Genomic DNA, 14685 nt, shown 5'->3' with positions numbered 1-14685 from the left:
TCAGGCAACAAACTACGTAAAGGAATGGATAAATATAAGTAGAATTCGTTGGCAAAGGGGAACATGCAAGCAAATAACAATACCACCAGCACTACCGCCTTTAATAACCGATTGCGCAGCTCTATTAGGTGGCCCATTAAGGGTAATTGAGACTCTTGTTCGGTGGTGTAGGCCTTTGCGTCACTCATAGTATGTTCCAAAAACGGTTAGGACCCGCCAATTGAGGGCTCTTTGGGTTCAGCTTTATTTTCTGATGCGGCAACTACTGGAGCTTCCATAATATCCGTTTCTGCTTGTAATTCAGCCATTCGACCTTCAATGGCTTTGCGGTTTTCATCAGCCTTCTTACGGATTTCATCAATTCTCAATTCATCTTGAATCTCTTTTTGAACTCCACCCACTGTGCGCTTTATTTTGCCCACCCATAAACCAACAGTTCGCACTGCTATAGGCATGCGCTCTGGACCTAGTATTAATAGACCAATGACACCCACTAAAACTAACTCTGTAAAACCAATATCAAACATAGAGTTGGCCGCTACTTGTCAGTTTTTTCAGGTTCTTTTTCAGCAGAAGTATCCGCACTAAAACTGGCATCCTTCTCTAGCTTCTCATCAATTGCTTTTGGCTCTGTTGTGCCATCTTTCATCGCTGACTTAAAGCCTTTGACTGCATTACCGAGATCACCACCAATGTTGCGTAATTTCTTACTACCAAATAACAACAAGATAATAGCTAAAACAATCACCAACTGCCAAATACTAATTCCACCTAAACCCATGCTTTACTCCTCATAAATAAATTACTAACTACGATTAGCCTTTTCAACTATACCCGAGAGATCAAATCGGCGCTCTAACTCTTGTAACACAGCGGTATGATCTTCACCTAGGTGCGACAACATCACCAAACAATGGAACCATAAATCGGCTGTTTCGGCAATGACGGCTTTAGTCGTAGCTTGATCTTGCGCGTCTTTTGCTGCCAGAATAACCTCTGTGGTTTCTTCACCAATTTTTTCCAGTATTTTATTCAGTCCTTGCGCATGCAAGCTAGCCACATAAGATGATTCCGGCGCTGCCTGCTTGCGCTCTTCCAACACTAACTGCAGAGCATTTAACACATCAGTCATGATTATAGATCTCCTTTGGGTCTTTAGCTACTGCAACATTTTCCTTCCACTCACCATTTAATAAGCGCCTAAAGAAGCAGTGGGGGCGACCTGTATGGCAGGCAATGCCGCCTACTTGCTCTACCTTTAATAAAATAACATCGGCATCACAGTCTAACTGAACACTATATAACTTTTGCACATGGCCTGATTCTTCACCCTTGCGCCATAAGCGCGCCCGCGAACGCGACCAATATACTGCCCGTTGCTCTTGCTCTGTAAGCATTAAGGACTCTCGGTTCATCCAAGCCATCATCAAAACTTGGCCTGTTTGATAGTCTTGCGCGATAGCAGGCACCAAACCTTTGTCATCCCACTTAATTTCATCCAACCAATGACTTCTAGACATCAACGATTCCCTCTATTCCACAACACTAATATACCCACAAGCCCCAGCAACACACTTGCTGGAGCAACCCATACTTGATCCGATAAGGCGATACGCTGTAACACAGCGGCCCCTATAACAAGAACCAAGCCAATCAACCCACTCCAATGCCCTTTTCCGTTAGGCACATTTTTAGAAACATGAGGCGGGGGAAGAGGATTGGAGGTTTGCTGCAAAGCATCATGAATCAGGCCGGGTAAATGGGGCAACTGCTGCGCCAAGTCTGGCCATTCTTGTTTCAGCTGAAGGTACACTTGCTTAGGGCTTACTTGGCGTTTAAACCACTGCTCTAGAATGGGTTGAGCGGTTTCCCACAGGTTCAATTGCGGATAAAGTTGGCGACCCAAGCCTTCTATGTTGAGCATAGTTTTTTGCAACAGCACCAGCTGCGGCTGGACCTGCATATTAAACCGACGAGCCGTCTGAAATAGACCAAGTAACACTTGGGCAAACGAAATTTCTGCCAAAGGTTTTGAAAATATGGGCTCACTCACGCCACGAATAGCAGCTTCAAATTCATGCACTTTTGTGTCTGCTGGTAACCAGCCGCAGTCCACATGCAACTGAGCAATTTGGCGATAGTCACGATTAAAGAAGGCTAACAATATGCGGGCCAAATACGCCTGATCCTCTTGAGTTAGACTGCCGACGATACCGAAGTCCACAGCCATATATTGCGGGTCATGCGGAATTGTGGGATTAACAAAAATATTACCTGGGTGCATGTCCGCATGGAAAAAACTGTCCCGGAACACTTGAGTGAAGAAAATTTCAACTCCACGCTTAGCCAGCTCCTGGCGACTTATGCCCGCATTTTCAATGGCTTCAATATCGTTAACATGCAGTCCAAAAATACGCTCTTGTACCAACACCGAAGGGTTGCTCAAGTCCCAATAAATTTTGGGGATATACAACAGGTTAGAGTTGTCAAAATTGCGCCTAAGTTGGCTGGCATTACCCGCTTCACGCTGCAAGTCTAGTTCGTCTAAAATAGTCTTTTCGTATTCATCAATAACGCCTTGTAGGCGCAGGCGACGAAGGTCTGGAACCGTTGCATTGATCCACTTTGCCAATAGACGCATCAAGCGTAAATCTCGCTCAATGGTCAGCTTAATGCCTGGACGGATTATTTTCACGACAACTGATTCGCCAGTCATTAACCGTGCACTATGAACCTGCGCTACAGAAGCAGAGGCAAGTGGCACATCATCAAATTCTGCAAAAGCCTGAGTGACACTTTGCTTTAAAGCTTGCTCTATGAGGCGCTTGGATTCTTGGCTGTCAAAGGGAGGAACTTTATCAAGCAATGTCGCCAGCTGCTCTGCTAAATCGTCATCCAACATGTCTCTACGAGTAGATAACAACTGGCCAAATTTAACAAATACTGGGCCTAAATCAATCAATGCCAAACGTATGCGCTGAGAAACAGGCCCTCGCACGCGAACTAACAGACGCCATGGCATACACCACAATATCAGCCGCACTGGCAGTGGCAATGCATACCCTAACAGCAGGAGATCTAGGCGATACCGAATGATCACACGAAGAATGGAGAGGCCGCGCAGAATTGCTTTCATGGGATGCTTATCTTTCCACTACTTACGGCTTAACGCCGAAATGCAAAGCCACAATTCCACCAGTCATGTTGTGGAAGCGGCAGTTAACTAACCCTGCGTTTTCCATCATACCCTTTAATGTGGCTTGGTCTGGGTGCATGCGAATAGATTCTGCCAAGTAACGATAGCTGTCCTCATCATCGGTAATGAGTTTGCCAATTTTTGGTAAAATATTGAACGAATACGTATCATATACTTTTGTCAGCAATGGATTATCAGTTTTAGAGAATTCCAACACGAGAAGGCGTCCGCCGGGCTTCAATACTCGGCACATTGACACTAAGGCCTTATCTTTATCAGTCACATTACGCAACCCAAAGGCAATCGTTATGCAGTCAAAGGTGTTGTCTGGGAAGGGTAGCGCTTCCGCATTGGCTTGTACATAACTTACGTTACCCACTATGCCCTTATCAATTAGGCGATCACGCCCAACCTTCATCATTGACTCATTAATATCAGCTAAAATAACTCGACCTTGTGGCCCAACCAAATGACTAAACCGTATAGTCAGATCTCCCGTACCACCAGCAAGGTCTAACACAGCGTCACCTGCCCTAACGCCACTCATTTCTATGGTTTGGCGCTTCCACAAGCGGTGGATTCCCATCGACATGAGGTCATTCATCACGTCATATTTGGCTGCTACAGAGTGAAACACGCCAGCTACCCTGCTGACCTTGTCACCAGTAGGGACTTCTTTAAAACCAAAGTGTGTGGTTGGCTTGGGGCCTTGATCGCTCATGTGCTTGCGTGTCCATTTATAAACTTAGGCTTTTATGCCCTTTGGCCCCATTCTACCTTGCTGCTATGGCCTTGTCGTGGCCTTAATCACGCTTATTTATTTTCTAGCTCAACTAGGTAATCGACAACTGCAAGCATACCTTCCTTGCTGCCAGCTAATGTTGCATTAACCATATACTTACCATTGACCAACATGGAAGGCACACCCGTGATTTGCGCCTGAGCAGCTAGGCGACTACCTTGACGTAGCTTATTTTGTAGATCAAAAGAATCATAAGCACTATCAAAATCGGCTTTGCCGACGCCATGTTCAGAAAAGAAGCCAGCTAATGCTTGCCGATTAGTCATGCGTCGCTCATCTATATGCACGGCATCGTACATAGCTTGATGTGTCTGCTCTAGCACGCCTAAGTTAAGTGCCACAAAATAAGCCTTAGCATACGGTTCCCAGCTGCGGCCAAAAACGACAGGAATAGGCATAAAGGTTACATCATCAGTTTGCTTACCAGCCCAGCGGTGCAGCTGCGGTTCAAAGTCATTACAATGCGGACAGGTGTAGCCAAAAAACTCGTTAACCACAATAGTTTCGGTGCGCGATGAACTGATGGGCTTATCCAACACGACATAGTGTGTTCCAGCTTTGTAGTCTGCGGCCAAAACAAACATGGGCAAGCTAACTAAAGCGATGATAGTGACGATTTTTTTCAACATAATTTAAATCCTAATTGATCTTTAAGTCTAAATACTAACGTTTAAGCAAGAAAGTGTGAGCGGGTTTACGGCGTCTTTACACTCACTAAATCCAAAAGGTAAAAAAGGCGGCCTTAGCCACCTTTTCGTTTACCTTACTCAACTATTCCGACAAGCCTTGAATATAGCTTGCCACTGCTTCAATTTCTTTATCACTCATCAACGCTGCAACTTGCTGCATCATGATCGCCTGACCATTGTTGCGGGTTTCTGTGCGGTATGCCTTGAGCTGACTGACGATATAATTTGCGTGCTGCCCACCCAAAGCAGGGAAGCCTGCTTGTGCATTTCCACCCCCTGTTGGCGAATGGCAAGCTGCACATGCAGCAACACCCTTAGTAGCAATGCCTGCACGGTATATTTGTTGACCTAGCTCAAACAGCTCTGGATCTGTTGCGCCCACTGTGCCTTTTTGACTGGCATAAAAGGCACCCATATCTGCCAAGTCTTGGTCAGTACGACCTGTTAATATGCCTGTCATTTGTGGCACATTGCGAGCGCCGTCACGGATGGCTTTTAGCTGATTAACAAGATACAGCTCACCTTGCCCGGCAAGCTTTGGAAACATAGGAATCATGCTATTACCATCAGCACCATGACAGCCACTGCATACCGCAACCTTGCCTTGTCCAGATTCTGCGTCTCCAGCTGCATGAGCAAAGCCCATCCAACCAAGGCCGATCATCAAACATACAATTACTTTTTTCATCGGTTTTCCTGTAACTTTATAAAATAAACTGGTCATTGCCTCCATTATAGGGCCCAGTTGGCCCGACTTCAATAACACAACACCATTGTGAGGCGCAGATTGCCTTTTTATCAGCGTTTATTTTCGTAAAAATAATGTAAAATGACATCTAATTTATCAATGATACACATTATGACGATCCAACACTTAAATTTTCGCTCTGCCGAATTTACCACTAGCGCAAGTAAAGTCAGTGAGTGCCCCCAAGATATTGGCTCCGAAGTTGCCTTTGCTGGCCGTTCTAATGCGGGTAAGTCTAGTGCTATTAACGCTCTCACTCGCAACCCGGCCCTAGCCAGAACGAGTAAAACGCCTGGCCGCACCCAGCTGCTAAACTTTTTTAATCTTAACATCGACCAATGCCGGTTGGTGGACCTACCTGGTTACGGTTACGCTAAGGTTCCAGTGGCGATGCAACTAAAATGGCGCAAACACCTTAACCAATACTTGGAAGTGCGCGAAAGCCTATCAGGCTTGGTATTAGTGATGGATATACGTCATCCTTTAAAAGAATTTGATCGCATGATCATTGATTGGTGTATTGCCTCCAAACTGCCGCTGCATTTGTTGCTCACTAAGGCAGACAAGCTCAAAAAAAATGGCGTCATGAACGCTAAGACAGAGGTTAGGAAGGGCTTACCTGAGCACCCAGAAGGCTTGATCAGCATGCAAAGTTTTTCTGCTTCCAAAGGGGACGGTATTGCTGATCTAGAACGCCAGCTAGTACTCTGGATGAAACCCATTATTAATGCTGGCTCCATGGCCCAAGCCCAGGATGAAACGGCCATCGCAAGCCATGTAAGCGAGCCTGATGCATAAACATCAGGCTCTAGGCAATGCGTTGTTGTTTGGCATACCTGGTATAGGATAAATCCTGCACAAAAAAAACCCTGAAGACCGAGGGGAACGATTTTCAGGGTAGGCGTCTTTGTAAACTGTTAATAACGCTTGGCTAGTTACGTACTCAGACGCCTGTGAGGGCATTTAGTTCCAATTCATTTTATTTTTTTAAATAGATTAGGCAATTAATGCGCCTGATCCCAGTTATCGCCTACTCCCACATCAACGATGAGCGGTACTAAAAGGTCTGCAGCACCTTCCATTGCTGACTTAACTCCTGCTACTAGGGCGTCTACCTGGGCTGCGTCCACTTCAAAAATTAATTCGTCATGCACTTGCATTGTCATACGCGCATTTAGGCCACTAGACGCTAACCACTCATCTACCTTGATCATCGCGCGCTTGATAATATCTGCTGCAGTACCTTGCATTGGCGCATTAATCGCTGTTCTCTCTGAAGCCTGACGAGCAATGCCATTACTCGCATTGATATCTGGTAAGTATAGTCTCCGACCGAAAAGGGTTTCTACATAACCTTGCTTGGCAGCTTTGGCTTTGGTTTCGTCCATGTATTCTTGCACCCCTGGATAGCGAGTGAAATAACGACCAATGTAATCTTGGCTTTGGGCACGGCTAATGCCCAGTTGCTTAGCTAAGCCAAAGGCAGACATCCCATAAATTAAGCCAAAGTTAATGGCTTTCGCACTGCGTCTTTGATCACTGGTGACTTGATCAACAGTCACTCCAAATACTTCTGCTGCAGTAGCCTTATGTACATCCTGCCCAGCAGCAAAGGCATTTAATAAGCCTTCATCTTTAGAAAGGTGGGCCATGATGCGCAATTCAATTTGTGAATAATCTGCCGCCACCATAACTTGCCCCTTAGGCACCACGAACGCCTGTCTAATTTGACGCCCTTCACTGCTACGGATGGGAATATTTTGCAGGTTTGGATCACTAGAAGATAAGCGCCCTGTGGCCGCTACTGCCTGATGGTAGGAGGTATGGATACGCCCAGTGGCACGGTTTATTTCTAGGGGTAACTTATCGGTATAGGTTGATTTTAGTTTACTAAGGCTGCGGTATTCCAATAACAATTTTGGCAACTCGTAGTCTTGAGCCAACTCCTGCAATACTGCCTCCGCTGTTGATGGCTTTCCTTTAGGCGTTTTCTTAGTCACTGGAATACCCAGTTTTTCATACAAAATGGCGCCTAGCTGCTGTGTTGATGACAAATTAAACACTTCACCGGCAAGCTCATATGCCTCACGTTCCAGCTCTATTAATCGCTTACCAATCACTTGGCTTTGCTCACCTAGTACCTTAGCATCAACCAAAGCACCTGTGCGCTCCATTCGTGATAGTACGGTTACCAGTGGGCGCTCTATAGTGTCATAAACTGCCGCCAATGCTGGTTCAAAGGCCAAGCATTCAGAAAAATACTGCGCCAGCCTTAGGGTAACGTCTGCATCTTCAGCAGCATAAGGGCCCGCTTGCTCTATATCTATTTGGTTAAACGTGAGCTGCTTAACTCCTTTACCAGCAATATCTACATATTTAACAGTTTGGTAAAAAAGGTAGTGTTGCGCCAACGCATCCATATTATGACGGCTGGCAGTAGAATTGAGCACGTAAGATTGCACCATGCTATCAATGACCTGTGCCTGCCATGTAATGCCATAATTAGCTAAAACATTAATATCATATTTTAAGTTTTGCCCGCAAATCACTTGCTTAGCATCTTCTAGTAAAGGCTTTATTGCTGCGATAAGGTCTGGCCGGCTAATTTGTTCTGGCGCACCCACATAGTCGTGACCACAAGGCACATAAACAGCGGTACCCGCCTCGATACACAGTGAAATACCCACCAGTTGAGCGTCCATGTAGTTAAGGCTGGTGGTTTCCGTATCAAAGGCAAATACAGGGGCATCTCTGCAGGCATTTAACCAAGGCTCAAGTTCACCCAAAGTAGAAATTGTGCTGTAGTGTTTAGTGGCAACAACTGCAGGAACGGGCGCTTCAACCTTCGTTTCTTCAACACCTGACATACCAGCATTGGTAGCACCTAGATTTTGAGTTACTACCTTAGACTGGCTACTGGCTGTTACGCCATCTTGAAGCAATGCATTCGCCCATGATCTAAACTCTAGGTCTTGGTACAAGGCCAGTAGTGCAGCCTGATCTGCGGGTTTGGGCACCATTTGCTCTAACTTTTGCTCAAGTTCTACGTCTAGTTTAATAGTGGTTAGGGCTTGAGAAAGAGGCAAGAACTCTAGGGCGTTACGTAATTTTTCACCAATTTTTCCACCAATCTCATGGGCATTTTCCATTAGTGTTTCTAAGGTATCGTATTGTGTTAGCCACTTTACTGCAGTCTTTGGGCCAGCACCGGGAACGCCAGGGATATTGTCAGCCGTGTCACCAACAATGGCTAGGTAATCAATAATTTGATTAGGCCTTACGCCAAACTTACCCAACACACCCTCTTCATTGAGGTAGGTGTTGGTCATGGTGTTCACTAAGCCAACATGAGGACTCACAAGCTGAGCCATGTCCTTGTCACCTGTGGATATGAGCGTATCAATACCTTGGGCCGTGGCTTGCGCTGCCAAAGTGCCAATCACGTCATCCGCCTCTACACCTGATATCATCAATAATGGTAGCCCCATCGCTTTAATAATTTGGTGTATGGGCTCTATTTGAGGGCGCATGTCGTCAGGCATGGGTGGCCTGTGGGCTTTATATTCTGCATACATCTCATTACGAAAGGTTGGGCCCTTGGCATCGAACACCACAACAATATTAGCATCAGCGTAATCCTTTGCCAGGCTGCGCATCATATTGACTACACCTTTAATGGCACCTGTGGGCATTCCCTTACTATTATTTAGTGGTGGCATCGCGTGGTATGCCCTAAACAGATAAGAGGAACCGTCTACCAATATAACGGGAGTGGATACTTTTGCAGTCATGATGTCTTCTCAAACGAAACTTTATGGGCACCGATAGGTTAAAGAATACCATAATGGAGCGTCCTAAACTTGAATTCAAGCTGCTCTAAGCGTACTATTTGCAACCGAATTAATGACCACAATTAGTTTTAAAAAGTAGTAATCCTATGGCCGTATACACACACCTTACCAATGCCCAAATTAGCACTTACATCGCACCATTTAACTTAGGTGACTTGTTGGGCTTTAAAGGCATTAGCGGCGGTATTGAAAATACTAATTATTTTGTCACCACGCAAACAAAAGGTCAGCCACAACAGGATTTTGTGCTCACCCTATTTGAAGATCTGAGTTACGACGAAATGCCCTATTTTGTTGATCTAACAGACCACTTGGTGATCAACAATGTAACCGTACCTGCCCCGGTGCGGGACAATAATGGCATAGCCTTGAGCTTATTAGCTAATAAGCCAGCGCTATTGTTTCCACGTTTTGCAGGCGACCATCTAGCGCGCTCAGAGATTGGCACAAATGAATGCGCCATTATGGGGCGTGAGCTAGCTCGTTTACATGTGGCTGGCCAAGGGTTTACCACGTTGCGCCATAGCCATCGTGGGCAAAACTGGTGGAACGAATTAGGTCCACGAGCGGCTCAATGCATAGATGGTGCAGACGCAACGATGCTGATGATGGCCATTGGCCAGTATGATGCGATGCAAACCCAGCAACCAGACTTACCAAGGGGTGTGGTGCATGGTGATTTATTTCATGACAACGCACTCTTTAACCATGGCCAACTTAGCGCTACTATCGACCTTTACAACGCCAGTAACGACTATCTATTATTTGATGTGGCTATTACAGTGAATGACTGGTGCATCGCACCAGATGGCAGTATTGACGCGAACCTATATGACGCCTTTTTACAGGCCTATGCAAACGTACGTGCATTTAATAGTGCAGAACACCAGTATTGGAACGCCATGCTAGTTGCCGCAGCCATGCGTTTTTGGTTATCTCGCTTAGAAACCTTCCATAGCTTAGACTCCCATCAGCGCGAGGAAGGCGTTACTGTACTTAAAGACCCAGATGTATTTAAAGATATTTTAAGCCATCGCATGCAACAGCTTCATCAGCTGCCCTAGCGGCTCTGGATAAAGGCATTATCCTCACACTTTGCCGCAGCTTAGTATGGCCTGCTGAAGTTGAGTGATATAGCCTATGATTGAGGTACTGTTGGCAGCTAAAATATCAATAGCGACTCGCTTTATACTTGGCTTTAGCACAGCATTCACAAGCTTAGGCCTCACCTCATGGTCTATAAGGATACAGGCTACTTTTTGCTCGTTAGCAAGCTGCTCAATCATAGCCAATTGCTTGGCTCCTGGTGGTTGGTCATCAGCGTTGGTAAAACTAGCGAGATGGGTAAGCCCAAAATACGCCTCAAAACCTCCTATACCATCATGATAAACTAAATAGCCTTGGTTTTTTTCTTGCAATGAGCGGCGATGAAAAAAGAGCTCTTCATGTAGATTATTCATCTGTTGCACCCAGGTTTTACTACTCCATGGTTTATTCAGGTGTTGGCTTAGTTGTTGTAAACCTTGCAACAGATACTCAGGACTGGTCCAGGGGTGCTCTCCATACTTTAAGGCGGAGCGCCCTCGATTAATAATAAATTGTTTATGTTTAGGTATATGCAACATTACCTTAGCCAAATAGGGCTCTAACTCAGGCCCCAGCCAAACCACAAGTTCAGCCTTTTGCAAACGACGAATATGACTAGGTTTTAGGCTAAAATCATGGGGAGAAACATTAGCGGGTAATAAAGGCACAAAGGTCTCTCCTGCCACCTCTTTGATCACAAGGGAAAGGGCATGGGTACTCGGTAATACTGTTACTGCAGCTGATACGATAGCACTCACACTCGACAATGCACAAAACAGCCACATTCGTGAAATAAATCGAACAGACACGAGCATACAATTGGCCTTTAAGAATAAAGTTTTAGGAATTTTAGGAAATGTTATGTAATATTATAACACCGTCAACTGACCAAGGCCATCCAATGAAAGCCAGTGCATTTTCTCCCCACGATCATAGTCGCTGCATTTCTAGCGCTATTGGCCATGCTAAAAGCCTATGCGCTGACCGGGGTGTGAAGCTCACTCCTGTCCGCCAAAGAGTGTTGGAACTAGTATGGCAGAGCCATCAACCTATCGGGGCCTATGAATTGTTAGCCAGTTTAGCCAAAGAAGGCTTTAATTCGGCGCCACCTACAGTGTACCGTGCCCTTGAGTTTTTAAGTGGTCAAGGCTTGTTACATAAACTAGAAAGTATTAACGCTTATGTGGGCTGCTGTAATCCAGATAAGCCACATGAAGGGCATTTTCTGCTCTGCCAAGATTGCCATCAAGCCCAGGAGCTAGACAGTCAATATATTAACTTAGCCCTTAAGGTGAGTGCTGATCAGCATGGTTTTAAAATACAACGACACACCATTGAAATCGTCGGCACCTGCCAAGGGTGCTTGGACCAATCCAAAGCCTTGGAGCCCAAACCGTGAGTGAGGTTTTACTTTCAGCCACGGACCTAGGCGTAAAACGTGGTAACAGGTGGCTCATTAAAGGGGTGGATATATCTTTAGAAGCAGGACAGATTACTACCGTTATTGGCCCAAACGGTGCTGGAAAATCCACTTTAGTTCGTAGCTTATTGAACTTAATTAAAACCACTAGTGGAGACATTACCACCATCAAAGGATTACGCATTGGCTACATGCCTCAGAAATTAAAATTAGAAGACACGCTGCCCCTTACAGTGGCACGCTTTTTGGATTTAGGTCGCCACAAGCAACATCAGCTTAGCCCACAGCTATGGCACGATCTGCTGCATGAGTGTCGCGCTGAAAAACTTCTTAATCGCCCAATGCAGGAGCTTTCTGGGGGTGAGACGCAAAGAATCTTATTATTACGGGCCCTACTCCGTAAACCCCACTTACTGGTATTAGATGAGCCTGTGCAAGGTGTCGACGTGACCGGGCAAGTGTCTTTGTATAACCTTATTGGCCAGGTACGGAACATCTTAGGCTGCGGTATCCTAATGGTCTCCCACGACTTGCACCTAGTCATGGCAGCAACAGATCAGGTAATTTGTCTAAACCAACATATTTGTTGTTCAGGGCATCCTGAACAAGTCAGTCAAGATCCTGCATTTACAGATTTATTTGGCCCCCAAGGCGCAGGTAACCTAGCCTTGTATAACCATCAACACAATCACCACCACACCAGCCATGGCGACATTATTGCAGGCGAACATCACGAGGGCTGTGACCATGGCTAATTTTTTATTATGGGCTTGGCTAGGTGGGTTAATGATTGCTGCAGTAGCCGGGCCTTTAGGCTCTTTTATGGTTTGGCGACGGATGGCCTATTTTGGAGATACTCTTGCACATGCAGCACTGTTAGGCGTTGCCTTAGGTTTATTGTTGCAAGTTAATATTAGCCTAGCAGTGGTATTAGTGTGTTTGTTATTAGCCCTATTACTTAGCACCTTAGTGCATAAGCGCATTATTGCAACAGATACCTTGTTGGGTATCCTCTCCCATGCAAGCTTATCGCTGGGGCTTGTAAGCTTGAGCCTTTTTGATCATCAAAGTATTGATTTAATGGGGTTTTTATTTGGTGATTTGCTAGCTATTGGACAACATGATCTGCTTTGGATCGCCCTAGCTTGTTGCCTAGTCTTAGTCATATTAGTAAGTATTTGGACGCCTTTATTGTCCATTACAGTGAACGAAGAATTAGCTCAGGTTGAGGGTATTAATGTGGCTTGGATGCGTACCTTACTGATGCTGTTAGTGGCAGTGGTGATCGCGGTGGCAATGAAGGTGGTTGGGGTATTACTCATTACTTCACTGCTAATTATACCTGCTGCTGCCGCTCGTCGCTTGTCCAGCTCTCCAGAGCAAATGGCGTTGCTTGCCAGTTTACTTGGCATGTTAGCTGTAACTGGGGGGTTGGCTTTATCTTGGTTCTATGACACCCCTGCCGGCCCATCTGTAGTAGTGATTGCCAGCACCTTGTTCTTTTTGTTGTTTAGCTTCCCACGCTCATTTCGTCTGTCTTGATATGGGAGAAACCAGCCAGCTGACCTACGCACCAAAAGCAAAACACATGGGGCAGCTATGGCATCTGGCTTGGCCCCTAATTATTTCCAATATAAGCGTACCCTTGTTAGGCTTGGTGGACGCTGCCATTATGGGCCATCTAGATAAAGCCAGCTATTTAGGTGCAGTTGCCTTAGGCGGCACCTTGTTAACGTTTATCTACTGGGCTTTTGGTTTTTTACGTATGGGCACTGTAGGCCTTACAGCACAGGCCCATGGCGCTGGAAATAACCCACGCTTAATGCAGTTGTTGCTCATGCCAGGGGCTTTTGCTTTGGCTATTGGTGTAGCCATTATGGCATTGCAAAACTGGTTAATTCCACTGGGTGTATCCCTCATGGGTGCCAGCACTCAGGTCTCTGCTTTAGCCCAAGAGTATCTCACTATACGTATTTATAGCGCCCCAGCAGTGCTCATCACCTATGTGTGCCTGGGATGGTTGTTGGGCCGCCAGGATAGCCGTAGCCCTTTGGTTCTGCTAGTAGTCACTAACATGAGCAATATAGGCTTTAACCTGCTATTTGTAATTGGTTTTGATATGACCAGTGCTGGTGTAGCCTGGGGTAGTTTGTTAGCAGATTATTGCGGTCTGATGTTGGCTTTACTTTTAGTTTGGCGTCACCTCACTCGACTTAATCAAACGTTCCACCTAGATTGGGATGCTTTTGCACCCCTAGCAAACCAGCTAATGCGTCTCAACAGTTATCTATTTGTGCGTACCTTAATGCTACTTTTTGCGTTTGCTTTTATCACCTCCCAAAGTGCCCGTATGGGAGATAGTGTATTGGCTGCAAACACACTTTTATTACAATATGTTACCTTACTGGCTTATGCGTTGGATGGCTTTGCCTTTGCTATTGAAGCCGCCTGTGGTGAAGCTTTAGGGGCTAGAAAAAGGCGTCGTTTTTACCAGCTATGTAATGCTGCAGCTATTTACTCCATCATAGTATCTGCTGTCGCAACGGTTTTATTTTGGCTACTAAGCGATGTATTTATCAATATGTTAACGACTATTGAAAGCGTACGAGACATCGCTAGCGACCATGCGGTATGGGTAATGTGGGTACCCATTATTAGTGTGTGGAGCTATCTGTGTGATGGCATTTTTGTAGGAGCTGCCCAAGCCCAAGCCATGTTTTACTCAGTGCTAGCCAGCTTGATTGCCCTGCTGCCTCTTTGGTACCTATTAGAACCTTGGGGTAATAATGGCTTATGGTGGGCATTCTTAGGTTTTTGTGGCGTTAGGGCTATGGCTGCATTGGCTGGTTACTTATGGCTGAGCTACAAACAAGCGTGGTTTATCAACACCTAA

17 protein-coding genes (1 of these 17 cut by a window edge) are annotated in these 14685 nt (G+C 45.6%); 6 read left to right on the top strand and 11 right to left on the bottom strand.

All coding sequences use genetic code 11. From position 1 onward, the window contains the following. The 9 genes from tatC to ABXT60_RS00175 all read right to left on the bottom strand — a co-directional run. On the bottom strand, positions 1-188 hold the start of the coding sequence (tatC, locus tag ABXT60_RS00215) for a twin-arginine translocase subunit TatC (protein ID WP_443630778.1). The gene continues 604 nt to the left of window position 1, outside the view; the window shows 188 of its 792 coding nt (coding positions 1-188); the start codon lies at positions 186-188; its stop codon lies beyond the left edge, outside the window. Positions 189-206: 18 nt separating this feature from the next. Next, positions 207-527 carry a Sec-independent protein translocase protein TatB gene (gene tatB / locus ABXT60_RS00210; RefSeq protein ID WP_443630777.1) on the bottom strand — a complete coding sequence of 107 codons (321 nt, stop codon included), beginning with the start codon at positions 525-527 and terminating at the stop codon, positions 207-209. Positions 528-538: 11 nt separating this feature from the next. Continuing rightward, positions 539-781, bottom strand: a complete 243-nt coding sequence (gene tatA / locus ABXT60_RS00205) for a Sec-independent protein translocase subunit TatA (RefSeq protein ID WP_443630776.1) — start codon at positions 779-781, stop codon at positions 539-541. 24 nt (positions 782-805) lie between these two features. Beyond that, positions 806-1132 (bottom strand): phosphoribosyl-ATP diphosphatase, encoded by a 327-nt coding sequence (locus ABXT60_RS00200; protein WP_443630775.1) that lies wholly within the window; start codon positions 1130-1132, stop codon positions 806-808. Further along, the gene (gene hisI / locus ABXT60_RS00195) at positions 1125-1520 is read right to left on the bottom strand and encodes a phosphoribosyl-AMP cyclohydrolase (RefSeq protein WP_443630774.1); all 396 of its coding nucleotides are present in this window, start codon (positions 1518-1520) and stop codon (positions 1125-1127) included. Before hisI ends, ABXT60_RS00200 begins: the two co-directional genes overlap by 8 nt. Continuing rightward, on the bottom strand, positions 1520-3136 hold the full coding sequence (ubiB, locus tag ABXT60_RS00190; protein WP_443630773.1) for a ubiquinone biosynthesis regulatory protein kinase UbiB: 1617 nt from the start codon (positions 3134-3136) through the stop codon (positions 1520-1522). The genes hisI and ubiB overlap by 1 nt, the downstream gene beginning before the upstream one ends. A gap of 22 nt (positions 3137-3158) precedes the next feature. After that, a complete protein-coding gene (gene ubiE / locus ABXT60_RS00185; RefSeq protein ID WP_443630772.1) occupies positions 3159-3917 on the bottom strand; it encodes a bifunctional demethylmenaquinone methyltransferase/2-methoxy-6-polyprenyl-1,4-benzoquinol methylase UbiE in 759 nt (252 codons plus the stop codon). Positions 3918-4009: 92 nt separating this feature from the next. Continuing rightward, positions 4010-4627, bottom strand: a complete 618-nt coding sequence (locus tag ABXT60_RS00180) for a thiol:disulfide interchange protein DsbA/DsbL (RefSeq protein WP_443630771.1) — start codon at positions 4625-4627, stop codon at positions 4010-4012. 142 nt (positions 4628-4769) lie between these two features. After that, positions 4770-5375 carry a c-type cytochrome gene (locus ABXT60_RS00175; RefSeq protein ID WP_443630770.1) on the bottom strand — a complete coding sequence of 202 codons (606 nt, stop codon included), beginning with the start codon at positions 5373-5375 and terminating at the stop codon, positions 4770-4772. A 171-nt stretch (positions 5376-5546) separates the two neighbouring features. On the opposite strand from ABXT60_RS00175, the gene yihA reads away from it, so the two are divergent. Next, entirely contained in the window at positions 5547-6233 is a 687-nt protein-coding gene (gene yihA / locus ABXT60_RS00170) for a ribosome biogenesis GTP-binding protein YihA/YsxC (RefSeq protein WP_443630769.1), read from the top strand. A 206-nt stretch (positions 6234-6439) separates the two neighbouring features. Here yihA and polA read toward each other — a convergent pair whose 3' ends face one another. Continuing rightward, positions 6440-9226 (bottom strand): DNA polymerase I, encoded by a 2787-nt coding sequence (polA, locus tag ABXT60_RS00165; protein ID WP_443630768.1) that lies wholly within the window; start codon positions 9224-9226, stop codon positions 6440-6442. 146 nt (positions 9227-9372) lie between these two features. On the opposite strand from polA, the gene ABXT60_RS00160 reads away from it, so the two are divergent. Beyond that, a complete protein-coding gene (locus ABXT60_RS00160) occupies positions 9373-10350 on the top strand; it encodes a homoserine kinase (protein ID WP_443630767.1) in 978 nt (325 codons plus the stop codon). A gap of 24 nt (positions 10351-10374) precedes the next feature. Here the strand turns inward: ABXT60_RS00160 and ABXT60_RS00155 are convergent, their stop codons facing one another. Beyond that, entirely contained in the window at positions 10375-11187 is an 813-nt protein-coding gene (locus ABXT60_RS00155; protein ID WP_443630766.1) for a metal ABC transporter solute-binding protein, Zn/Mn family, read from the bottom strand. Positions 11188-11228: 41 nt separating this feature from the next. Between ABXT60_RS00155 and ABXT60_RS00150 the strand changes: the two genes are divergently transcribed. The 4 genes from ABXT60_RS00150 to ABXT60_RS00135 are packed head-to-tail and all read left to right on the top strand — an operon-like array spanning position 11229 to position 14685. Further along, positions 11229-11771, top strand: coding sequence for a Fur family transcriptional regulator (locus ABXT60_RS00150; RefSeq protein ID WP_443630765.1), 543 nt, complete (start codon positions 11229-11231; stop codon positions 11769-11771). Then, positions 11768-12547, top strand: coding sequence for a zinc ABC transporter ATP-binding protein ZnuC (gene znuC / locus ABXT60_RS00145; RefSeq protein WP_443630764.1), 780 nt, complete (start codon positions 11768-11770; stop codon positions 12545-12547). The genes ABXT60_RS00150 and znuC overlap by 4 nt, the downstream gene beginning before the upstream one ends. After that, a complete protein-coding gene (gene znuB, locus ABXT60_RS00140) occupies positions 12540-13334 on the top strand; it encodes a zinc ABC transporter permease subunit ZnuB (RefSeq protein WP_046484537.1) in 795 nt (264 codons plus the stop codon). The genes znuC and znuB overlap by 8 nt, the downstream gene beginning before the upstream one ends. Before the next feature lies 1 nt (position 13335). Next, positions 13336-14685 (top strand): MATE family efflux transporter, encoded by a 1350-nt coding sequence (locus ABXT60_RS00135; RefSeq protein WP_443630763.1) that lies wholly within the window; start codon positions 13336-13338, stop codon positions 14683-14685.

Source organism: Candidatus Njordibacter sp. Uisw_056 (assembly GCF_047730085.1).
Taxonomy (GTDB): Bacteria; Pseudomonadota; Gammaproteobacteria; order Pseudomonadales; family Balneatricaceae; genus Njordibacter.
Note: the sequence above shows the minus strand (reverse complement) of the source record. Positions and strands in the feature narration are given on the sequence as shown.

Excerpts from the sequence above, each read along its gene's own strand:
- ABXT60_RS00150 (WP_443630765.1), top strand. The coding sequence starts at position 11,229 with ATGTTATGTAATATTATAACACCGTCAACTGACCAAGGCCATCCAATG.
- znuB (WP_046484537.1), top strand. The coding sequence starts at position 12,540 with ATGGCTAATTTTTTATTATGGGCTTGGCTAGGTGGGTTAATGATTGCT.
- yihA (WP_443630769.1), top strand. The coding sequence starts at position 5,547 with ATGACGATCCAACACTTAAATTTTCGCTCTGCCGAATTTACCACTAGC.
- tatB (WP_443630777.1), bottom strand. The coding sequence starts at position 527 with ATGTTTGATATTGGTTTTACAGAGTTAGTTTTAGTGGGTGTCATTGGT.
- ABXT60_RS00180 (WP_443630771.1), bottom strand. The coding sequence starts at position 4,627 with ATGTTGAAAAAAATCGTCACTATCATCGCTTTAGTTAGCTTGCCCATG.
- ubiB (WP_443630773.1), bottom strand. The coding sequence starts at position 3,136 with ATGAAAGCAATTCTGCGCGGCCTCTCCATTCTTCGTGTGATCATTCGG.
- hisI (WP_443630774.1), bottom strand. The coding sequence starts at position 1,520 with ATGTCTAGAAGTCATTGGTTGGATGAAATTAAGTGGGATGACAAAGGT.
- ABXT60_RS00135 (WP_443630763.1), top strand. The coding sequence starts at position 13,336 with ATGGGAGAAACCAGCCAGCTGACCTACGCACCAAAAGCAAAACACATG.
- ABXT60_RS00160 (WP_443630767.1), top strand. The coding sequence starts at position 9,373 with ATGGCCGTATACACACACCTTACCAATGCCCAAATTAGCACTTACATC.
- ubiE (WP_443630772.1), bottom strand. The coding sequence starts at position 3,917 with ATGAGCGATCAAGGCCCCAAGCCAACCACACACTTTGGTTTTAAAGAA.
- ABXT60_RS00200 (WP_443630775.1), bottom strand. The coding sequence starts at position 1,132 with ATGACTGATGTGTTAAATGCTCTGCAGTTAGTGTTGGAAGAGCGCAAG.
- ABXT60_RS00155 (WP_443630766.1), bottom strand. The coding sequence starts at position 11,187 with ATGCTCGTGTCTGTTCGATTTATTTCACGAATGTGGCTGTTTTGTGCA.
- polA (WP_443630768.1), bottom strand. The coding sequence starts at position 9,226 with ATGACTGCAAAAGTATCCACTCCCGTTATATTGGTAGACGGTTCCTCT.
- ABXT60_RS00175 (WP_443630770.1), bottom strand. The coding sequence starts at position 5,375 with ATGAAAAAAGTAATTGTATGTTTGATGATCGGCCTTGGTTGGATGGGC.
- tatA (WP_443630776.1), bottom strand. The coding sequence starts at position 781 with ATGGGTTTAGGTGGAATTAGTATTTGGCAGTTGGTGATTGTTTTAGCT.